General features: G+C 66.2%; 21 protein-coding genes. 8 read left to right on the forward strand and 13 right to left on the reverse strand.

Annotation, left to right across the window (positions count from 1 at the left end):
* Window positions 1-937: winged helix-turn-helix domain-containing protein (locus A5733_RS12215; protein WP_076240304.1), on the reverse strand; the 937-nt coding region annotated here is incomplete at its 3' end.
* Window positions 938-992: 55 nt separating this feature from the next.
* Here A5733_RS12215 and A5733_RS12220 point away from each other — a divergent pair.
* Window positions 993-2,234, forward strand: a complete 1,242-nt coding sequence (locus A5733_RS12220; protein WP_076240305.1) for a DUF4303 domain-containing protein — start codon at window positions 993-995, stop codon at window positions 2,232-2,234.
* Here A5733_RS12220 and A5733_RS12225 read toward each other — a convergent pair.
* Complete coding sequence (locus A5733_RS12225) at window positions 2,216-2,707, reverse strand: dihydrofolate reductase (protein ID WP_067766950.1); 492 nt, start codon at window positions 2,705-2,707, stop codon at window positions 2,216-2,218. The genes A5733_RS12220 and A5733_RS12225 overlap by 19 nt on opposite strands.
* A complete protein-coding gene (locus A5733_RS12230) occupies window positions 2,704-3,504 on the reverse strand; it encodes a thymidylate synthase (RefSeq protein ID WP_067766947.1) in 801 nt (266 codons plus the stop codon). The genes A5733_RS12225 and A5733_RS12230 overlap by 4 nt, the downstream gene beginning before the upstream one ends.
* 42 nt (window positions 3,505-3,546) lie before the next feature.
* On the opposite strand from A5733_RS12230, the gene A5733_RS12235 reads away from it, so the two are divergent.
* A complete protein-coding gene (locus A5733_RS12235; RefSeq protein ID WP_076240306.1) occupies window positions 3,547-4,284 on the forward strand; it encodes a dienelactone hydrolase family protein in 738 nt (245 codons plus the stop codon).
* A gap of 39 nt (window positions 4,285-4,323) precedes the next feature.
* Here the strand turns inward: A5733_RS12235 and A5733_RS12240 are convergent, their stop codons facing one another.
* Genes A5733_RS12240 through dapB form a run of 4 tightly spaced genes read right to left on the reverse strand, consistent with a single transcriptional unit; the run spans window position 4,324 to window position 6,448 of the window.
* A complete protein-coding gene (locus A5733_RS12240; RefSeq protein ID WP_067766941.1) occupies window positions 4,324-4,779 on the reverse strand; it encodes a hypothetical protein in 456 nt (151 codons plus the stop codon).
* A 12-nt stretch (window positions 4,780-4,791) separates the two neighbouring features.
* Window positions 4,792-5,247, reverse strand: a complete 456-nt coding sequence (locus A5733_RS12245) for a flavodoxin family protein (RefSeq protein ID WP_076240307.1) — start codon at window positions 5,245-5,247, stop codon at window positions 4,792-4,794.
* The gene (locus tag A5733_RS12250; protein ID WP_067766935.1) at window positions 5,244-5,714 is read right to left on the reverse strand and encodes a hypothetical protein; all 471 of its coding nucleotides are present in this window, start codon (window positions 5,712-5,714) and stop codon (window positions 5,244-5,246) included. Before A5733_RS12250 ends, A5733_RS12245 begins: the two co-directional genes overlap by 4 nt.
* Entirely contained in the window at window positions 5,711-6,448 is a 738-nt protein-coding gene (dapB, locus tag A5733_RS12255) for a 4-hydroxy-tetrahydrodipicolinate reductase (protein ID WP_067766932.1), read from the reverse strand. Before dapB ends, A5733_RS12250 begins: the two co-directional genes overlap by 4 nt.
* 153 nt (window positions 6,449-6,601) lie before the next feature.
* On the opposite strand from dapB, the gene A5733_RS12260 reads away from it, so the two are divergent.
* Window positions 6,602-7,834 carry an acetamidase/formamidase family protein gene (locus A5733_RS12260; protein WP_076240308.1) on the forward strand — a complete coding sequence of 411 codons (1,233 nt, stop codon included), beginning with the start codon at window positions 6,602-6,604 and terminating at the stop codon, window positions 7,832-7,834.
* 86 nt (window positions 7,835-7,920) lie between these two features.
* Window positions 7,921-8,553 (forward strand): AmiS/UreI family transporter, encoded by a 633-nt coding sequence (locus tag A5733_RS12265; protein WP_076240309.1) that lies wholly within the window; start codon window positions 7,921-7,923, stop codon window positions 8,551-8,553.
* A 24-nt stretch (window positions 8,554-8,577) separates the two neighbouring features.
* Here A5733_RS12265 and A5733_RS12270 read toward each other — a convergent pair whose 3' ends face one another.
* Window positions 8,578-9,009 carry a MarR family winged helix-turn-helix transcriptional regulator gene (locus A5733_RS12270; RefSeq protein ID WP_083666143.1) on the reverse strand — a complete coding sequence of 144 codons (432 nt, stop codon included), beginning with the start codon at window positions 9,007-9,009 and terminating at the stop codon, window positions 8,578-8,580.
* Window positions 9,010-9,099: 90 nt separating this feature from the next.
* On the opposite strand from A5733_RS12270, the gene A5733_RS12275 reads away from it, so the two are divergent.
* Together A5733_RS12275 and A5733_RS12280 are read left to right on the forward strand one after the other, a co-directional pair.
* On the forward strand, window positions 9,100-10,155 hold the full coding sequence (locus A5733_RS12275) for a substrate-binding domain-containing protein (RefSeq protein ID WP_076240310.1): 1,056 nt from the start codon (window positions 9,100-9,102) through the stop codon (window positions 10,153-10,155).
* Window positions 10,156-10,237: 82 nt separating this feature from the next.
* Window positions 10,238-10,999, forward strand: coding sequence for an META domain-containing protein (locus A5733_RS12280; RefSeq protein ID WP_076240311.1), 762 nt, complete (start codon window positions 10,238-10,240; stop codon window positions 10,997-10,999).
* A gap of 3 nt (window positions 11,000-11,002) precedes the next feature.
* On the opposite strand, the gene A5733_RS12285 is transcribed toward A5733_RS12280, so the two are convergent.
* A complete protein-coding gene (locus A5733_RS12285) occupies window positions 11,003-11,515 on the reverse strand; it encodes an Lrp/AsnC family transcriptional regulator (protein ID WP_067766715.1) in 513 nt (170 codons plus the stop codon).
* A gap of 91 nt (window positions 11,516-11,606) precedes the next feature.
* Here A5733_RS12285 and ald point away from each other — a divergent pair, with 91 nt between their 5' ends.
* Both ald and A5733_RS12295 read left to right on the forward strand, forming a co-directional pair.
* Window positions 11,607-12,722, forward strand: a complete 1,116-nt coding sequence (gene ald / locus A5733_RS12290; RefSeq protein ID WP_076240312.1) for an alanine dehydrogenase — start codon at window positions 11,607-11,609, stop codon at window positions 12,720-12,722.
* A gap of 43 nt (window positions 12,723-12,765) precedes the next feature.
* Complete coding sequence (locus tag A5733_RS12295) at window positions 12,766-13,317, forward strand: DUF4334 domain-containing protein (protein WP_076240313.1); 552 nt, start codon at window positions 12,766-12,768, stop codon at window positions 13,315-13,317.
* A 10-nt stretch (window positions 13,318-13,327) separates the two neighbouring features.
* On the opposite strand, the gene bla is transcribed toward A5733_RS12295, so the two are convergent.
* From bla to A5733_RS12315, 4 genes are all read right to left on the reverse strand, one after another.
* Entirely contained in the window at window positions 13,328-14,212 is an 885-nt protein-coding gene (gene bla, locus A5733_RS12300; RefSeq protein WP_142253957.1) for a class A beta-lactamase, read from the reverse strand.
* A gap of 17 nt (window positions 14,213-14,229) precedes the next feature.
* Window positions 14,230-15,519, reverse strand: a complete 1,290-nt coding sequence (locus A5733_RS12305) for a pitrilysin family protein (protein ID WP_198938786.1) — start codon at window positions 15,517-15,519, stop codon at window positions 14,230-14,232.
* 29 nt (window positions 15,520-15,548) lie between these two features.
* Entirely contained in the window at window positions 15,549-17,804 is a 2,256-nt protein-coding gene (locus A5733_RS12310; protein ID WP_076240316.1) for a polyribonucleotide nucleotidyltransferase, read from the reverse strand.
* 305 nt (window positions 17,805-18,109) lie between these two features.
* Window positions 18,110-18,517, reverse strand: a complete 408-nt coding sequence (locus tag A5733_RS12315; RefSeq protein WP_067766699.1) for a hypothetical protein — start codon at window positions 18,515-18,517, stop codon at window positions 18,110-18,112.
* Window positions 18,518-18,649: the final 132 nt, after the last annotated feature.

Consider the following 18,649-nt stretch of genomic DNA (forward strand, 5'->3'; position numbering starts at 1 on the left):
TCTCGATGCGGTAGTGGAAGTTGAACAGCCGTTCCACCCGGGGCCGGAAGAAGATCAGCGGGTCGAACGGGCACAGCAGGGCAGTCCCGCGGTCATCACGCGGCAGGTTCTGGCCCGCGCGCAGATAGGCCGGCGTGGCCCACCCTTCGACCTCCACCGGCTCGAGTTCCCCATCGGCGACCAGCTTCGCGATTGCCGGCTTGACCTGCCGGGCCGACATCCGGAAATAGTCGCGGATATCGGCCTCGGTGCCGATTCCCAACGCGGTGGCCGCACGTAGGGCCAACTCGCGAACCGCCTCCTCGTCGTCGACCTGCCGGTCGAGCACCTCCGGCGGCAGGACCCGCTCGGTGAGGTCGTAATGCCTTGCGAACCCGACACGGGTCGCGGTGGTCAGAACTCCCGATGACCACAACGCCTCGGCCACCCATTTGGTCTCGCTGCGATCCCACCACGGCCCCTTGCGACCGCGCGGCTCGGCTTCCAGATGTGCCTCGATCTGCCCCGCGGTGGCGGGCCCGAGCTCGGCCACTGCCGCCACGATGTCCTCAGCGAGCTTGGGGTTCTTGCGCACGATCTCCCTGCCCCACCGGCCATGGGTGTATTCGCGCATCCGCCACCGCAGCAGCGGCCAGTCCTCGACCGCCATCAGCGCGGCCTCATGCGCCCAGTACTCCACCAGAAGCCGTGGCGAACGGGCACTGTGCGACCATGCCGCGCGGTCGACTATCTCGCGGTCATACGGCCCCAGCCGGCTGAACACCGGCGCGTAGTGTGCCCGCACCGCCACGGACACCGAATCCAGTTGCAGCACCTGGATACGGGAGATCAGCGTGCGCAGGTGGGCGCGGCTGACCGGCCCGCGAGGTTTGGCTTGACGGAAACCCTGCGCGGCGACGGCGATGCGGCGAGCTTGTGCCGCAGTGATGGTGGCCACCGTGCCATCGTTCCCTACATGCCCGACAAGTAGCGCGGATTGGATACTGGTTCGCGTGGCGTTCGACTGGGATGCGTTCGAGACGGATTTGACCTTGGCCGCTGCCGATGCGGTGCGCACGCTGATCGCGTCAGCCCCCTCCGAGACGCCGTATGCGGTGGCATTCAGCGAGTTCTACGCCGAGACCACCGGGGTGATCTACCTGCCGAATCTCGCACTGGCCACCGAGGAATCGGTCGACGATCCCGATTGCCGGTTCAGTCCGCCCGATTGGCAGTACGAGGACGACGAGTGGGACAAAACCGACCCATCGTGGGGGGATCGACTCTGCGCTGCGATGACGGGACTTCCCCGCGCCCAGTGGGAGCAGGAGTGGGATCGCTTCGCCCAGGCGATGCTGACCGTCGCCGCCGGAACCCGCCGCGCCCTCGTCGCCGAGGGCACCCTGCCCGAGAGTGCGGTGGTCTATCTCGACGACGAAGCCGGCGACCTCCTGGTTCGTTCGGTCACCCCAGAGGAGTTGCGGCGCCACTTTCCCGAATATGCCGCCGCTGCCGAGGCCGAGCGGGCCGTTCTGGCCATGCCGGTCCCCCGGCGCATTGAGGCGCTGGCCGTGGCGGCGGGCCTCATCCCCGGGCCACCGTCGGAGTTGGGAGCCGAACGTGCCGCCGAGCTGCTGATCGCGTCGGGTGATGCCGCCGTGTCGGTGGGGATCGCCGCGCTGGCCCGACGCGACACCGCGTGGAGAGGCGCCAAGCTCCTGGCCGACCTGAACCTGCCGGCCCCCGACGTCCTCGAGGCCCTCTGGGCGGCCGTGCCGCTGAAAGGCAATGGCCACGACTGGGCGGCTGCGGCCCTCGGCCGGCTCGGCGCGGGCCGGCAGGTACTGGCCCGCTCAGATTTGCCTCCGGCTAGCCGGGCAGCGGCGGTGACGGCGTCCTACACCTCGTTTCGCGATCACGGCCGCGGTTCTGCCCCGCTGCATTATGAGCTGCTGGCCGCGGGTTTGGCCGACGGATCGATCGCGGGTCTGGTGGCCGATGGCCTCAAGCCGGGGCGTGGCTACTGCACGCTCACCGTCGCCGATCTCGCGGGCGTGCGGCCCGGGCTGGACCACGTCGAACCGGTGATCCGGCGCCACGCGGTCGCCGTCATCAGCGATCTCATCGGCCCGATGGGACCTGGCGACGTCGACCCTGACGAGGTGAGCGCACTGCGGCAGCAGATTACGGCGCTGGCCACCGACGATCCCGACGGTGAGGTCCGTCGGCTGGCCGGCTACCGCGTGCGCACGTAACTGCAGAACCGGTATCGCAGCCCCGAGGCGCTGGTCAACCACTCACCCGTGGTTTTGGTCCACGACGCGTCCAGCGCGGGAGCCAGGGCATCCCCCTCCGCCGGTGGCAGGTCGATGTCGATCTCGGTCACCTCGCAGCGGACCGCGAACGGAAGTGCCTGGGCATAGATCTGCGCGCCGCCGATCACCCAACCGCGGAAGACATCGTCGAGTCCGGCCAGGACCTCGGCCCCGTCGGCGACGTATCCCGGATTGCGGGTGATGACGACGTTGCGCCGCCCGGGCAACGGACGGACCTTGGCCGGCAGCGATTCCCACGTCAGCCGCCCCATCACCACCGTCTGCCCGAGGGTGAGCTGTTTGAACCGGGCCTGGTCCTCGGGCAAGTGCCAGGGGATGTCGTTGTCCCGACCGATGACGCCCGAGGTCGACTGGGCCCAGATCATCGCCAGTTGTCGAAGATCATCGGTCATACCGCGACGGGCGCCTTGATCGCCGGGTGCGGATCGTAATTGACGATCGCGATGTCCTCGTAGGTGTAATCGAAGATCGAATCACGATGCGCCAGAACAAGTTCCGGATAGGGCCTGGGGTCGCGGCTGAGCTGCAGGGCCACCTGCTCGACGTGGTTGTCGTAGATGTGGCAGTCACCGCCGGTCCAGACGAACTCCCCGACACCCAGGCCGGCTTGCGCGGCCATCATGTGGGTCAGCAACGCGTAACTGGCGATGTTGAACGGCACGCCGAGGAACAGGTCGGCGCTGCGCTGATACAGCTGGCAGGACAACTTGCCGTCCGCCACATAGAACTGGAAGAACGCGTGGCACGGCGGCAGGGCCATCTGCGGGATCTCACCGACGTTCCACGCCGAGACGATGTTGCGCCGCGAATCGGGGTCGTTCTTGAGCAGCTCCAAGGCCGCCGAGATCTGGTCGATGTGCTCACCAGAGGGCGTCGGCCACGACCGCCACTGCACGCCGTACACGGGACCGAGATCGCCTGTCTCACTTGCCCATTCGTCCCAGATCGTGACACCGTGCTCTTGCAGCCAACGCACGTTGGAATCACCGCGCAAAAACCACAGCAACTCGTAGATCACCGACTTGGTGTGCACCTTCTTGGTGGTGATCAACGGAAAACCGGCGGCCAGGTCGTAACGCATCTGATGCCCGAACAAGCTGCGGGTGCCGGTGCCGGTGCGATCGGATTTGGGTACGCCCTGCTCGGTCACCTTCCGCAGCAGGTCCTCGTACGGAGTCTGGATCGGCACGCCCTCAGCTTACGTGCCGGCGCAGGGAGTAGAACGGTAGCCATGCCGACCACAAAGGACACCATCACCACGCCCGCCGGAACCTGCACCGTCACCCTGGCCACCCCCGAAGGCACGGGACCATGGCCGGGCATCGTCATGTATCCCGATGCCGGCGGAGCCCGTGCCACGTTCGACGAGATGGCCGCGCAGCTGGCCGGCTACGGCTACGCGGTGCTGGTTCCCGACATGTACTACCGCGATGCCGACTGGGCTCCGTTCGAGATGGCGACGGTGTTCGGTAACCCCTCCGAGCGTCAACGTCTGTTCGCCATGATCAAGAAGGTGACCCCGGAGATCATGGCGGATGACGCCACAGCGTTCTTCGACTACCTGCAGTCCCGGCCGGAGGTCAAGGGCGAGAAGTTCGGCACCACCGGCTACTGCATGGGCGGGCGCACGTCACTGGTGGTCGCCGGGCGCGTGCCCGACCGGGTCGCCGCCGCAATGTCCTTCCATGGCGGCGGGCTGGCCTCCGACGATCCGGGCAGCCCACACCTGTTGGCCGACAAGATGACGGCGGCGGTCTACGTGGGCGGCGCCAAAGGCGACGCGTCGTTCACCGCCGAGCAGGCCAAGACCCTCGATGCAGCCTTGAGCGAGGCCGGCGTCGAGCACACCATCGAAACATATGACGCGGCACATGGTTTCGCGGTTCCGGACAATGCGCCCTACGACGAGGCAGCCGCCAAACGGCACTGGGCGGCAATGGAGAGCTTCTTCGGCGCCCACCTGGGTTGAGCGTCGGCCCCTGGCGGGGTCGACGGATCCGGCTGCGCCCTATGACTTGTCGTTGCGGTGCAGGAACGTGCGGATCGCCCGGGCCACACCCCGGCCCGCATAGATGCCGGCTGCCACGGACACGATGATCATCGCGACGAACATGACCAGCCAGTTGGTCCGGCTGTGGCTGACGTTCCACCAGACGATCGTGAACAGGACCGCGCAGACGAAAACGACGATGTCTCGCCAATTCCCGCGGTAGGACATTGCGGCTTCGCGGATTTCTCGGCCGCGGTCACTCGCGTCGATCAAGCCGTCGATACGTTCGTCGATGCTGGCCTTGAGCCGCGCCTTGCGTTCGACGTCCTCGGCCGGCAACCGGTCCAGCAGGTCGAGATCCTTGGCGATCATCCCACGGATGTCCGGCGGCTTGAGATTGCCGGCGATCACTCCGAGCATGGCGCCGCCCGCTATCGGGGCGGCACCAAGAGCCAGTTCGGCGATACCCGGCATCGTTTCCCTCCATCACTCCATGAGCATTGCGGCCAGGGTGCCACCGAGCTCGTAGCCGCGTTCCCGGACACCGGCATCGACCGCACCGGTAACTTCAAGTACGTCAGCCGCTTTGGTCAACGCCAAGCCCGTGACGATCCTCTCGACAGCGTTTACCGCACCGGCCGTGTCATTGTTGCCGTGTACCCACAGACCGTACGGCCGCCCGGCCACATGGTCCAGGCTCGTGTAATACACCGTGTCGAAAAAGTGTTTCAACGCGCCGCTCATGTAACCGAAATTGGCGGTGGTGCCGAACAGATAGCCGTCGGCACTCAACATGTCCGGCAGCGTCGCAGCCAGCGCGGGCCTGGTTTCGATTGCCACGCCGGAGATGTCCGGATCCCGGGTCCCGGCAAGCACCGCCTCCAGCAGCTCCCGCGTCGCCGGCGAGGGCGTGTGATGCACCACCAGCAACGTCTTCGTCATGCCGAGCGTTGTTCCTGCATCCGCACCGCCGTACGCATGGTCTCCCGGGCGCGGCCGCGATCACCGGCGAAGTCATAGGCGCGGGCCAGGCGGTACCAGCGAATCCAGTTGTCCGGATCGGCCTCCAGTTCGGCTTTGACGGTGGCGAACAGCTCATCGGCGGCGTCCCGCTCGATGCGCCCCGAGGGCCGTGTCGGCAGATCACTGACGTCAAGTTCCATGCCTTGTTCGCGCGCGAGACGAGCCAACCGCTGGTGGGCCAACCCGGCACGCAGGGTGGTGACCAATACCCAGATACCGATCAGCGGGAACACCAGCAGCGCCAAGCCCAGGCCGATCGCGGCGGGCTCACCGGAGGTGATGAAGACGAACGCGGCGCGCCCGAGCATCACGAAATAGGCGATCAAGGCCAGGCACATGAAGCCGATCACCAGTTGGATGCGCAGCGACCGCGCGCCGTCGTTCACGACAGATCGAGCAACGGTTCAATGCCGATGGTCAAGCCGGGCCGCTCACCGATCTTGCGGACCGCCAGCAGCACCCCGGGCACAAACGAGGACCGGTCGAGACTGTCGTGACGGATCGTCAAGGTCTCCCCCTGCGTCCCGAACAGCACCTCCTGATGCGCCACCAACCCGGCCAGTCGCACCGAGTGCACCGGCACGCCGTCCACATCGGCACCGCGGGCCCCGTCCAGGCCGGTGCTGGTGGCATCCGGGTTGGGCGGCATGCCTTTTCGCGCCTCGGCGATCAGCTTGGCGGTACGTGCGGCCGTGCCCGACGGCGCGTCGGCCTTGTGCGGGTGATGCAGCTCGATGATCTCGACGGACTCGAAATACCGCGCCGCCTGCTGGGCAAAGTGCATGGACAGCACCGCACCGATGGCGAAGTTCGGCGCGATCAGCACCGCGGACTCGGGCTTGTCCTTGAGCCAGGTCTCGACCTGCTCGATGCGCTCCCAGGTGAAGCCGGTGGTCCCGACCACGGCGTGAATGCCGTTGTCGATGAGGAACTTCAAGTTGTCCATCACCACGTCGGGATGAGTGAAGTCGATGACCACGTCGGTCTTGGTGTCGGTGAGCTGAGACAGCGGATCGCCCGCGTCGACACCGGTCGAAAATGTCAGATCCTCCGCGGATTCGACCGCGTGCACCATGGTCGCGCCGACTTTGCCCTTAGCCCCGAGAACGCCAACTCGCATGGCTGGGAGCCTACCGCCCGACAACCGAGGGAAATCGGCACTGGTCTCGCGTCGCGACGAGCTCGCGCCACGATTTACTTCCACTTGACTTAGTTTATTTTGGAAGTAAATTGTGAGCTGCACCACTCGTCCCGCTTCTTTGGAGGTCAACCGATGTCAAGCGACGTGTCACTCGCCCGCGCGGGCGCCGCCGACGTGGACTTCACCCGCTCGGGTGTATCCCGTTTCCCCAACCGCGACCTTGGGGTTCCGCGGTTCGGCTGCGAAGTCGGAGTCCCGCTCGCCGATCAGAAAGAACTTGGCCACAACCGCTGGCATCCCGACATCCCGCCGCTGCACCATCTGGGCCCCGGTGACGAGGTCATCCTCGAGGCAGGCGGATACGACGACTACCAATTGCATGATGTCGACGACGACCAGGACATCCGCGACTTCGACCTGACCCGTACGCATCCGATGGCCGGGCCCATCTACGTCGACGGTGCACAACCCGGTGACCTGCTGGTCGTCGACGTACTCGACGTGCTGCCGTTGTCCGGTATCGGCTACTCCAACATCCTGCCCGGTATGGGCGGACCCCTGGCCAGTTGGTTCCCGAACGGGTTCAAGACCGTGTGGGATCTGCACGGATTGTTCGCCACCAGCCGCCAGATCCCCGGCGTCGAGATCCCCGCGATCAGCCACCCGGGGGTCATCGGTGTCGCACCTTCGCACGAACTGCTCTCGATCTGGAACGAGCGGGAGGACCCGCTGATCGCCGAGGGACTCGCCGCGCCGCGGGCGGACGCCATGTCGACCGCGGTGTTGCGCACCCTGGAGGGCGAGGAGTGGGAGCGCGTCGCGGCGACCGCGGCCCGCACCGTGCCCCCGCGGGAGAATGGCGGCAACCTCGACATCAAGAATCTCTCGCGCGGTTCGCGGGTGTACTTCCCGGTGTTCGTCGAAGGTGCACTGTTCTCCACCGGTGACTTCCACTTTTCCGAGGGCGACGGCGAAATCACTTGGAACGCCATCGAAATGGACGGCGTCGGCTGGTTCCGGTTCAACCTCATCAAGGACGGCATGGCGAAGTACGGCGTGCGCACACCGATGCTGCGACCGTCACCTGTCGACCCGAATCTCGGCACTCGGTACCTGTCGTTCACCGGCCTGTCGGCCCGTGGCAAAGAGCAGAAGTACATCGACGCCACGATGGCCGCGGTCGATGCCGTCGAGCAGGCGATCGATTATCTGGGCAAGTTCGGCTACACGCCCGAGCAGGCCTACACGATCATCAGCGTGGCGCCCTGCGAGATGCACGTCGGTGGCATCGTCGACATCCCGAACGCGGCGGTGACACTGAAGGTTCCGCTCGACATCTTCGACAAGGACATCCTGCCCAGGTGAACCGCCGGTTGCGGCGCCGGGCTCTACCCGGTCCGGCGCCGCAACCGTCTGCAACCGAAAGCCCGTGCCACAGAAAGCGACCACTGATGAGCAATGTCGGTTTGTTCTACGTCGGTGCCGTGCTGATCGTCAACGGCATCATGCTTCTCGGGCGCATCACACCGTCCTCGGCCGCACCACTGAACCTCTTCGTCGGTGCCATGCAAGTGGTGTTCCCGACCATCATCCTGGTGACCGCAGACGGAGATGCCGCGACCATTGCCGGCGCCTCCGGCCTCTACCTGTTCGGATTCACCTACTTGTGGGTGGGCGTCAACGGTGTCACCGGCTGGCCGGCCGAGGGCTTGGGGTGGTTTTCTCTGTTCGTCGCGGTGGCCGCAGTGGGATACGCCGCCCACACCTGGAGTACCGGGGGTCGGGTCTTCGTCGTGATCTGGCTGGCGTGGGCGGCGCTGTGGCTGCTGTTCTTCGTGGTCCTCGGCCTGGGCAGGACCGAGTTCACCCGGTTCACCGGAGCACTGGCGGTCACCGAAGGCGTTCTTACCGCAGCCGTCCCCGCGGGGGTGGCGCTGGCGGGGCTGTGGTCGGACTCTGGTTCCGCAGCGATGGTCGCGGCCGTTGTCGGTTGTTGCGTAGTGGCGGCGCTGTGGCTGATCTTCCGCCCCGCAGCACGGCCGGCCGCCACCGCACAATCTCGGTCCGTGCGCGCCGAGGCCTGATCTACGCCGCGCACCCCGTCGGCGCTACTGATCGGCGAGCTTGCCCAAAAGGGTTGCCAGTTCTTCCATTTCGGATGGCGTCAGCGGTGCATACACCTGCGCAAGAGCAGCCGACACCGACGGAGCCAATTCGCGGTGTCGGTCGATTCCCCGCTCGCTGAGCCGGACCATCATGCGTCGGCGGTCATAGGAATCCAGCGTGCGATAGACCAGCGCGGCGTCGACCAGTCGATCCACCGTGCGCGTCAGGCTGGGCCCGGGGATCAGCGTGAAGGCCGAAACCGAACTCATGGTGGCCTCCTGCACCGTCGCCAGGTGATCGATCACCCGCCACTGATCGAGTGTCAGTGACGAGCCGGCAAGTCCGGCGCGTACCGCAGAACGCATCACGGCGGCGGCGCGGTCGACGGCCAGGGAGTCCAGCAGCTCGACGACATCGTCGCGATCGGTCGGCATTTGCGACTCCCCTTGCTGGACTTCGTTCCGAACGCAATACTTTCAAATGAATATTACGCTGCCGTGCCCGCATGCCGGGCGCAAGGAGGCATGACGATGTCGCGCGATTACCGCATCGGGCTTGTCATTCCACTGCGTGGTCCGGGCGGGATTTACGGACCCTCTTGCGAAGCCGTGGCAAAGCTCGCCGCCGCGACACTCAACGACAACGGTGGCATCCTCGCCCGCGAAGTACAGATTGAGGTAATCGACGCCAGTTTGCCCGGACCTGCGTTGCAGGAGGAGATCACCCAGCTGCTGGCCCGCGACCGGATCCACGCAGTAACCGGCTGGCACATCTCGACGGTGCGCGAGCAACTCGCACCGATCCTCACTCACCGGATTCCGTACGTGTACACCTCGCTCTACGAAGGTGGAGAGTCCCGCCCGGGCGTCATCTGTTCCGGCGAGACCCCGGCGTTACAGATCGCCCCGGCACTGCGGTGGCTGCAGGAGAACACCGGGACCCAACGCTGGGCGGTGGTGGGCGCGAACTATGTGTGGCCGCGGCGCACCGTGCCCGTGATCCGGCAGTATTGCCACGATCTCGATCTGGAAATCGTCGACGAGATATTCGTCAACTACGGCACCACCGACTACTCGCGCGCCCTACCCCGCATCGAGCGCAGCGGCGCCGAGGGCATCATCATGCTGCTGGTCGGCAGGGATGCGGTCGCGTTCAACCGGGCCTTCAGCAGACAGGGCCTGCATCACCGGATCCTGCGGTTCAGCCCGCTGATGGAGGAGAACATGCTGCTGGCCAGCGGCAGCGAGGCCACCGAGAACCTGTATGTTGCCGCGAGCTACTTCCAATCCCTGGTGTCGGCGAGCGCCCAGGATTTCATGTCGGACTACGTCCACAGGTTCGGACCGAGTGCGCCGCCACTGAACAATGCCGCCGAGTCGTGCTACGAGGGTGTGGCCACCCTTGGCGCCCTGGCGACGGCAGCAGCCTCGACAGACGTCGACGAGATGGCGCTGCACCGGGGTTCGGTGAGCTATGACGGTCCGCGCGGCTTCGTACATGCCCGCGATGGGTTGATGCACCAGGATGTGCACATTGCGGTGGCGGATGGATACGAGTTCGACGTCGTGGCCACGCTGTGACAACCGGTGTCCACAATTCTGACCACCGAGTCGCATACCGCGAATGCCTCGAAGCCGGTCCCGTTTCCCTTACCGTGGGCGTATGCGCCTGTGGCTGATTGCCCTCACCGTGCTGGTTGTTGCGGGTTGTTCGAACGGAGCCGCTGACAACCATGCCGACCTCAACGGCCACACCTTTGTGTCGGTGCAGGTCGAGGGCGAACAGATCCCCGGCGGTGGCCCGTTGACGGTCGGATTCGACGGCAATCAGATCAGCACCTTCGCCGGATGCAACCACGGCTCGGGCACCGCCGACCTCTCCGACGGCCGGATCACCACCCAGTTGGCGATGACCATGATGGCCTGCCCACCGCCGGTCGGCGACTCCGACGCCTGGGTGTCGAAGTTCTTCGAGGCGCGGCCGACGTGGACGCATTCCGGTGACGACCTGACGTTGCAGACCGACGCCGCGAAGGTCACGTTGCGCGATAAGAAGGTGGTCGACCCCGACCGCTCCCTGACCGGCACCACCTGGCGGGTCGTCAGCTTGGTGTCCGCACAGGCGGTCAGCACTTCGGTCGCGCTCGAGCAGTCCAAGCCCACCTTGACCATCGCCGCCGACGGCGCGGTGAGCGGTTCGACCGGGTGCAACCAGATCACCGGGCACGCAACGGTTTCCGGATCGCCTGCGGTGATCGAATTCGGCCCGCTCGGCGTCACCAGGAAGGCCTGTCCCCCGGACGTCGACGAGGTTGAGCAAGCGGTGTTGCGGGTTCTCAAGGGGACGGTGCAGACCGCGATCGACGCCGACGAGCTGAGGCTGACCGGCGCAGACGGCAACGGATTGATCCTGCGGGCGCAGTGAGCGTTACAGCGGTGACGCTCCGCGCAGATGCTCGAAGATCAGCGAGGTCTGGGTACCGGCAACATCGGTGTCGGCGTTGAGGTTCTCCACCACGAACGCCCTCAGATCCTCGGTGTCCCGCGCAGCGACATGCAGGATGAAGTCGTCGCCGCCGGCCAGGAAGTAGACATCCATCACCTGAGGCAGCGTGCGGATGTGCGCGATGAAGCTACGGATCTTGCCGCGCGCATTCGATTGCAGGCGTACCGAGATCATCGCCTGCAGGCTCAACCCGACAGCCGCGGGATCGATATCGGTGTAGAACCCGCGGATCACCCCGATCTCCTGAAGCCGGCGTACCCGACCGTGGCACGTCGACGCGGCGATACCGACCGCATCGGCCAACGCACTGTTGGACATGCGGGCATCGCCGTGCAGAGCCAACAGGATGCGCCGGTCCACCTCGTCGAGATCGGGCCGAACATCCTTCGACGCACGCCGAGCCCCACCCGCTGAAACCGACGATTCCTCTGCCATAGATGGACTGTATCGAATTATTGACACACATATTGTTCAAAGCCCGAAGTTTCTTCACAATTTGAGTGCACATCGATTCTAAGGAGCGATCATGCTCATCGGCATCCCGGCCGAGATCAAGAACAACGAATACCGCGTGGCGATCACACCGGCAGGGGCGGCGGAGCTGACCCGACGCGGTCACGATGTCCTCATCCAGGCCGGCGCCGGAGACGGCTCGGCAATCAGCGACAGCGACTACAAAGCCGCGGGTGCCGAGATTGTCGCCACGGCCGAACAGGTGTGGGCGGAAGCGGAGTTGCTGCTCAAGGTCAAGGAGCCCATCGCGGCCGAATACTCGCGGATGCGCCGTGGCCAGACCCTGTTCACGTATCTGCACCTGGCCGCGTCGAAGGACTGCACCGATGCCCTGCTGGCCTCGGGCACCACCTCGATCGCCTACGAGACGGTGCAGACCACAGACGGCGCGTTGCCGCTCCTGGCCCCGATGAGCGAGGTCGCCGGCCGATTGTCCGCCCAGGTGGGTGCCTACCACCTGATGCGCAGCCACGGCGGTCGTGGCGTGCTGATGGGCGGGGTGCCCGGCGTGGCCCCGGCCGAGGTCGTCGTCATCGGCGGCGGCGTGGCCGGCTACAACGCCGCTCGCATCGCCAAGGGCATGGGCGCCCACGTCAACGTGTTTGACGTCAACATCAACACGCTGCGCCGGATCGACAACGAATCGGGCGGCAGCATCGAGACCCGCTACTCCTCGACGCTCGATCTCGAGGACGCGGTCAAGGGCGCCGATCTGGTGATCGGCGCAGTGTTGGTGCCCGGCGCCAAGGCCCCCAAGCTCATCGCCAATTCCACTGTCGCGCATATGAAGCCGGGCGCAGTGTTGGTTGACATCGCCATCGATCAGGGCGGCTGCTTCGAGGACTCACGTCCCACCACACATGACGATCCGACGTTCCCCGTCCACGGCACCGTCTTCTACTGCGTGGCCAACATGCCGGGCGCCGTGCCACGGACGTCCACCTACGCCCTGACCAACGCCACCATGCCCTACGTGCTCACACTTGCAGACAGGGGCTGGCAGGCCGCCTGCGCTGCCGACCCCGCACTGGCCAAGGGACTGTCCACGCACGAGGGGGCGTTGCTGTCGGAGCAGGTCGCCACCGATCTCGACCTGCCGTTCACCGATCCGGCGACATTGCTCTGGTAGCCACTTCGACCCTTGTTGACAGGTGTCAAGTATCGTGGGCGCCATGCTGCAGGAGTTGTTTGCCACCGTTCCGATCACCACGGATGAGGCGCTGGGCGCCTTCGACGCCGCCGATGCGGTCGAACCCGACTTCATGATCGGTACGTGGCATGGCGCGGAACTGCCCACGCGCCATCCCATGGACGGCATGCTCGCCGCGAGCGGCTGGTGGGGTAAGCAGTTCGTCGACGCCGAAACGGTGCATCCGCTGTTGTTCCCGACCAGCGACAAAACCGCGCTGTGGCCGCTCAACCCGCTGCCGGCCTTCGGCGGCCTCGGCGTGGCCATCAAACTGCCCTTCCTCAAGAAGCAGCCGATGTCCGGGCCGATCACCGCCCTGCGACCGGTGTTGCAGACCCGTTCAGCCAAGGCACGGTTGCGCACCACCCGCTACCGCGGCGTCGACACCGCCACGATGATCTACGACCAGCTGCCGATCCACGACGTGTTCCGTAAGCTGTCCGAGGACGCGGTGATCGGGGCGATGGACCTGCGTGGCTCCCGCCGGCCGTATTTCTTCGTGCTGCAGCGCGACAATTCGCTGCCGGTGATTTAGCCGTCGAAACTCAAAGAACCGACGGTAGAACCAGAGCCGTCAGCTCGCCGATGACCGCTCGCTGGTTCTCGGCCTTCGGGTCGTCGGCCTGCGACCGCGTCAGCATCACCAGCAGAATGCGCTGCCCGTCGGGCCCGTAGGCGATACCGGCGTCATTGGTACTGCCGTAGTCGCCACTGCCGGTCTTGTCGGCGGTGGTCCACCCCTCGGGTAGGCCGGCACGCATGCTCGATGTCTGGTTGGCGCGCATCCAGTCCTCCAACTGGCGGCGTTGCCGCGGGCTCAGCGCATCGCCGGTCAGGATTGCGCGGTATCCGACCGCCAACGCCGCGGGCGTGCTCGTATCCCTGGGATCACCGGGTATCGCCGAGTTCAGTTCGACCTCCCAGCGGTCCAGACGGGTGCGTTGGTCGCCGACGCTGCGGGCGAACTCGGTGACCGCGGCCGGACCGCCAATGGCTTTCAGCAACAGGTTGGCTGCCGTGTTGTCGCTGCGCTGCAGCGCAGCCTGGCACAGCTCGCCCATCGTCATCTCGGCGCCGGCGTGAGTCTCGGTGACCGGTGAATTGGACACGATCGCCTGCGGGTCGACGAAAACCCGGTGATCCAACGACAGCTGTCCATGCTCCACCAGCTGCAACACCCTGGCCACGGCGTAGGCCTTGAAGGTCGAGCACATCGCGAACATGTCGTCGGGCCGATGGGTCACCCGCCGGCCGGTATCGAGGTTTTCTGCATACAACCCGACCAACAGGTTGTGGCGGCGTTCCAGTTCGGCGATCTGGTCGTCGACCGGAGCTGCGAGCGCCGGTACGGCCCCGCCCATCCCGGCCCCGACGGCGGCTGCCGCCACGAGCGAACCGATGAGAACGTTGCGCCGCGAGAGTTCCATCACCGGGCTACCCTAACGCGTCAACCTGCGATGGACTGAAGCCGTTGCGGCAGTTTCTTTTTCGAGCGATACGGACCAAGCACCGCGGCCCCGTAGTCGCGGGTCAGCAACTGGTGCGCCACGGCGTTGACCTCTTCGAGGGTGACGGCGTCGATCTGGGCCAGCGTGTGATCAATCGTCCGGTGTTCACCGTAGTTGAGCTCGCTGCGCCCGATCCGATGCATACGTGAGCCGGAGTCTTCCAGGCCGAGTACCAGACCACCCCGCAACGAGCCCTTGGCGATCCGGCACTCGTCGGCGGTGATGCCGTCGCGGGCAACACCTTCCAGCACGTCCGTGGTCACCCGGACCACTTCGTCGAACCGGTCGGGCTGGCAACCGGCATACACCGACAGAGCCCCACTGTCGGCGAAGGTGTCCACCGTCGAATACACCGAGTAAGCCAAGCCGCGGGATTCCCGAATCTGTTGAAACAGACGGGAACTCAACCCACCACCGAGCGCGGTGTTCAGCACCGACAGCGCCCACCGGTGTTCCCAGTGCCGGCCCGGGGTGCGAACCCCCAGCGACACGTGGGACTGCTCCCCGTCGCGGTCGACCACGAGCAACGACGGCTTGCCACCGACCCGCCCCGAGCCCTTGCGCGGGGCCACCGCGGTACGTCCGGCTTCCAACCGTGGACCGAAATGCTCTCGGACCAACGACACCACCACGTCGTGGTCGATGTTGCCGGCCACCGCGACGATCATCCGCTCGGGCGTGTAACGACGGACGTGGAACGAGTGCAGCTGCGCACGCGTCATCGTCTCGATCGACTCGACGCTCCCGATCACCGGGCGTCCCACCGGGTGATCGCCGAACATCGCCGACAGGAAGACATCACCGAGACTGTCCTCAGGATCGTCGTCGCGCATGGCGATCTCTTCGAGCACGACGTCGCGCTCCACCTCGACGTCCTCAGTGGCACAACGACCCCGGAGCACGACGTCGGACACCAGATCGACCGCGAGTTCCAGGTCGGTGTCGAGCACATGTGCGTAGTAGCAGGTGTGCTCGCGCGTGGTGAACGCGTTCAGTTCACCGCCGACGGCATCGACGGCCTGCGCGATGTCGACCGCGCTACGCGTCGGAGTGGCCTTGAACAGCAGGTGCTCCAGGAAGTGGGCGGCACCCGCGACGCTTCGTCCTTCGTCGCGGGAGCCGACACCTACCCAGACCCCGACGGATGCCGAACGCACCGACGGGACGTGCTCAGTGACCACCCGGAGCCCGCCGGGCAGATCTGTCCGGCGGACGTGTGTGGTGTTCAGTGCAGACGCCTTGGGTCGAGCTGGGCGGATCAGGACTCGGCGGGGGCCGCTTCGGCCGGCGCCGACGCGCCGTCGGCAGCTGCCTCAGGCTTGTCCGCACCCTCCTCGTCGACGAGCACCAGCGAGATCTTGCCGCGGTTGTCGATATCGGCGATCTCCACGCGCAGCTTGTCGCCGACCTTCACCACGTCCTCGACCTTGGCGATGCGCTTGCCGCGGCCCAGCTTGCTGATGTGGACCAGCCCGTCACGACCCGGCAGCAGCGACACGAACGCACCGAAGTCGGTGGTCTTGACGACCGTGCCGAGGAAGCGCTCGCCGATCTTGGGCAGCTGCGGGTTGGCGATGGCGTTGATCTTGTCGATCGCGGCCTGCGCCGACAGCCCGTCGGCCGCACCCACGAACACCGTGCCGTCGTCCTCGATCGAGATCTGGGCGCCGGTTTCCTCGGTGATCGAGTTGATCATCTTGCCCTTGGGCCCGATGACCTCGCCGATCTTGTCGACCGGAACCTTGATCGTGGTGATCCGCGGTGCGAACGGGCTCATCTCGTCAGGCGCGTCGATGGCCTCGGCCATCACCTCGAGGATGGTCAGCCGCGCGTCCTTGGCCTGGCTCAGCGCACCGGCCAGCACCTTGGACGGGATGCCGTCGAGCTTGGTGTCCAGCTGCAGCGCGGTGACGAAGTCCTTGGTACCGGCGACCTTGAAGTCCATGTCGCCGAAGGCGTCCTCGGCGCCGAGGATGTCGGTCAGCGCGACATAACGGGTCTCGCCGTCGACAGTGTCCGAGACCAGGCCCATGGCGATACCCGCAACCGGGGCCTTGAGCGGCACACCGGCGTTGAGCAGCGACAGCGTCGAGGCACACACCGAGCCCATCGAGGTGGAGCCGTTGGAGCCCAGCGCCTCGGACACCTGCCGGATGGCGTAGGGGAACTCCTCCACGCTGGGCAGCACCGGAACCAGGGCCCGCTCGGCCAGCGCGCCGTGGCCGATCTCGCGACGCTTGGGCGAGCCGACGCGGCCGGTCTCACCGGTCGAGTACGGCGGGAAGTTGTAGTGGTGCATGTAGCGCTTGGTGGTCGCGGGCCCCAGCGAGTCGATCTGCTGGGCCATCTTGATCATGTCCAGCGTGGTGACACCCATGATCTGGGTCTCGCCACGCTCGAACAGCGCGCTGCCGTGGGCCCGCGGGATCACGGCGACCTCGGCCGACAGGGCCCGGATGTCGGTGATGCCACGTCCGTCGATACGGAAGTGGTCGGTCAGGATGCGCTGGCGCACAAGCTTTTTGGTCAGCGACCGGAAGGCGGCGCCGATTTCCTTCTCCCGCCCGGCGAAGGTCTCGCCGAGCCGCTCGAGCACCTCGACCTTGATCTCGTTGGTGCGGTCGTCGCGGTCGTGCTTGCCCGCGATGGTCAGTGCCTCCGACAGGGCGTCGGTGGCCACCGACGCGACGGCGTCGTAGGCGTCGGCCTCGTAATCGGGGAACACCGGGTACTCGCCGGTGGGCTTGGCGGCCTTCTCGGCCAGCGCCTGCTGGGCGGTGCACAGTTCCTTGATGAACGGCTTGGCCGCTTCCAGACCCTCGGCAACGATGGCCTCCGTGGGCGCCTGCGCGCCCCCGGCCACCAGGTCGATGACGTTGTCGGTGGCCTCGGCCTCGACCATCATGATCGCGACATCGCCGTCTTCGAGCACACGACCGGCGACGACCATGTCGAAGACGGCCTTCTCGAGCTGTTCGACGGTCGGGAAGGCCACCCATTGGCCGTCGATGAGGGCGACGCGGGTGCCGCCGACGGGGCCGGAGAACGGCAGGCCGGCCAGCTGGGTCGACGCCGATGCGGCGTTGATGGCCAGCACGTCGTACAGATCCTTCGGATCCAGGCTCAGCACGGTGACCACGACCTGGATCTCGTTGCGCAGGCCGTCGACGAACGACGGGCGCAGCGGACGGTCGATCAGGCGGCAGGTCAGGATCGCGTCGGTGGAGGGCCGGCCCTCACGACGGAAGAACGAGCCGGGGATGCGGCCCGCGGCATACATGCGCTCCTCGACATCAACCGTCAACGGGAAGAAGTCGAAGTGATCCTTGGGGCTCTTGCTGGCAGTGGTAGCGCTCAGCAGCATGGTCTCGTCGTCCAGGTAGGCGACGACCGAACCGGCGGCCTGCTGCGCGAGCCGCCCGGTCTCGAAGCGGACGGTGCGGGTGCCGAAGCTCCCGTTGTCGAGGGTTGCGGTGGATTCGAACACACCGTCTTCAAGTTCAACTACAGACATAGAGTCCGTTGGCCTCTTTCGATTTCATTCAACTGTTTCGCGTCGTCACGCCGGCGATACGCCGCGGGGCCTCGACGCGGCTACGGCCGTCGATCGAAGCGGCCGGATGACCCCCAGGGACAGGACCCTGGTGCAAGGGTTCCGGCAGCCACTACCGAAGACCGCCCGAGTCGGCGGGCCCGATATGACTCGCAGGAACAACCTCCGCGGATCGCGGATGTCGCACCTGGTGTTCAGCGCAGATTTCAGCCGCTGAACGCCCTCATGTTACACGGGAGCAACGCCCCGACAGCCATCCGTGCCAGCTAAGACACGTCCTCCACGCACACGGTGAACTGGCGTTCGGAGTAGGCGTAGCCGACGCCGCTGGCGCACTGATCGACGTTGGACACGCCGCGCAGCACCTCGGTCGCCCGTTGCCGGTGCGGCGCAGACGAATCCGCGCAGTCGACCCGATAGGGATCAGCGCCGTTGTCGGGGTCGATGTTCATACAGCCCCCGGTGATCCAGTCGATGTCCAGACACAGCGTCTGGGTCTCGTCGCTGAACGCGCTGTGCACCGAGTAGTAGGTGTCCACGTCGATCGGGCACTGGGCACTGTCGGTCACGGTGGAGATCACCTTGTAATTGGACGCGTCGCTGCCGCACTCCGCCCGGTTTGCCTCCGGACGCTCGAACGTGCCGCTCATCTTCAGGCAGTCGCCTGCCTTCATGTCCGCAGCCGCCGCCGACGAGCAGCCCGTCAAGCCGAGGAAAAGTATCGCGGGGGGCCCCGAAAGGGGGGGGGGGGGGTGTGGGGGGGCGGGGGGCGCGGGAGGGGGGCGCGCCCGGGGGGGGCGGGCGGG

This window comes from Mycobacterium sp. NS-7484 (genome assembly GCF_001953975.1).
In the GTDB taxonomy this organism is placed as follows: Bacteria; Actinomycetota; Actinomycetes; order Mycobacteriales; family Mycobacteriaceae; genus Mycobacterium.

Bases quoted from the DNA above. Each gene is read 5' to 3' on its own strand.
- A5733_RS12225 (WP_067766950.1), bottom strand. From the start codon at position 2,707: ATGACCGATGATCTTCGACAACTGGCGATGATCTGGGCCCAGTCGACC.
- A5733_RS12235 (WP_076240306.1), top strand. From the start codon at position 3,547: ATGCCGACCACAAAGGACACCATCACCACGCCCGCCGGAACCTGCACC.
- A5733_RS12240 (WP_067766941.1), bottom strand. From the start codon at position 4,779: ATGCCGGGTATCGCCGAACTGGCTCTTGGTGCCGCCCCGATAGCGGGC.
- A5733_RS12245 (WP_076240307.1), bottom strand. From the start codon at position 5,247: ATGACGAAGACGTTGCTGGTGGTGCATCACACGCCCTCGCCGGCGACG.
- dapB (WP_067766932.1), bottom strand. From the start codon at position 6,448: ATGCGAGTTGGCGTTCTCGGGGCTAAGGGCAAAGTCGGCGCGACCATG.
- A5733_RS12260 (WP_076240308.1), top strand. From the start codon at position 6,602: ATGTCAAGCGACGTGTCACTCGCCCGCGCGGGCGCCGCCGACGTGGAC.
- A5733_RS12265 (WP_076240309.1), top strand. From the start codon at position 7,921: ATGAGCAATGTCGGTTTGTTCTACGTCGGTGCCGTGCTGATCGTCAAC.
- A5733_RS12270 (WP_083666143.1), bottom strand. From the start codon at position 9,009: ATGCCGACCGATCGCGACGATGTCGTCGAGCTGCTGGACTCCCTGGCC.
- A5733_RS12275 (WP_076240310.1), top strand. From the start codon at position 9,100: ATGACGATGTCGCGCGATTACCGCATCGGGCTTGTCATTCCACTGCGT.
- A5733_RS12280 (WP_076240311.1), top strand. From the start codon at position 10,238: ATGCGCCTGTGGCTGATTGCCCTCACCGTGCTGGTTGTTGCGGGTTGT.
- A5733_RS12285 (WP_067766715.1), bottom strand. From the start codon at position 11,515: ATGGCAGAGGAATCGTCGGTTTCAGCGGGTGGGGCTCGGCGTGCGTCG.
- ald (WP_076240312.1), top strand. From the start codon at position 11,607: ATGCTCATCGGCATCCCGGCCGAGATCAAGAACAACGAATACCGCGTG.
- A5733_RS12295 (WP_076240313.1), top strand. From the start codon at position 12,766: ATGCTGCAGGAGTTGTTTGCCACCGTTCCGATCACCACGGATGAGGCG.
- A5733_RS12310 (WP_076240316.1), bottom strand. From the start codon at position 17,804: ATGTCTGTAGTTGAACTTGAAGACGGTGTGTTCGAATCCACCGCAACC.
- A5733_RS12315 (WP_067766699.1), bottom strand. From the start codon at position 18,517: ATGAAGGCAGGCGACTGCCTGAAGATGAGCGGCACGTTCGAGCGTCCG.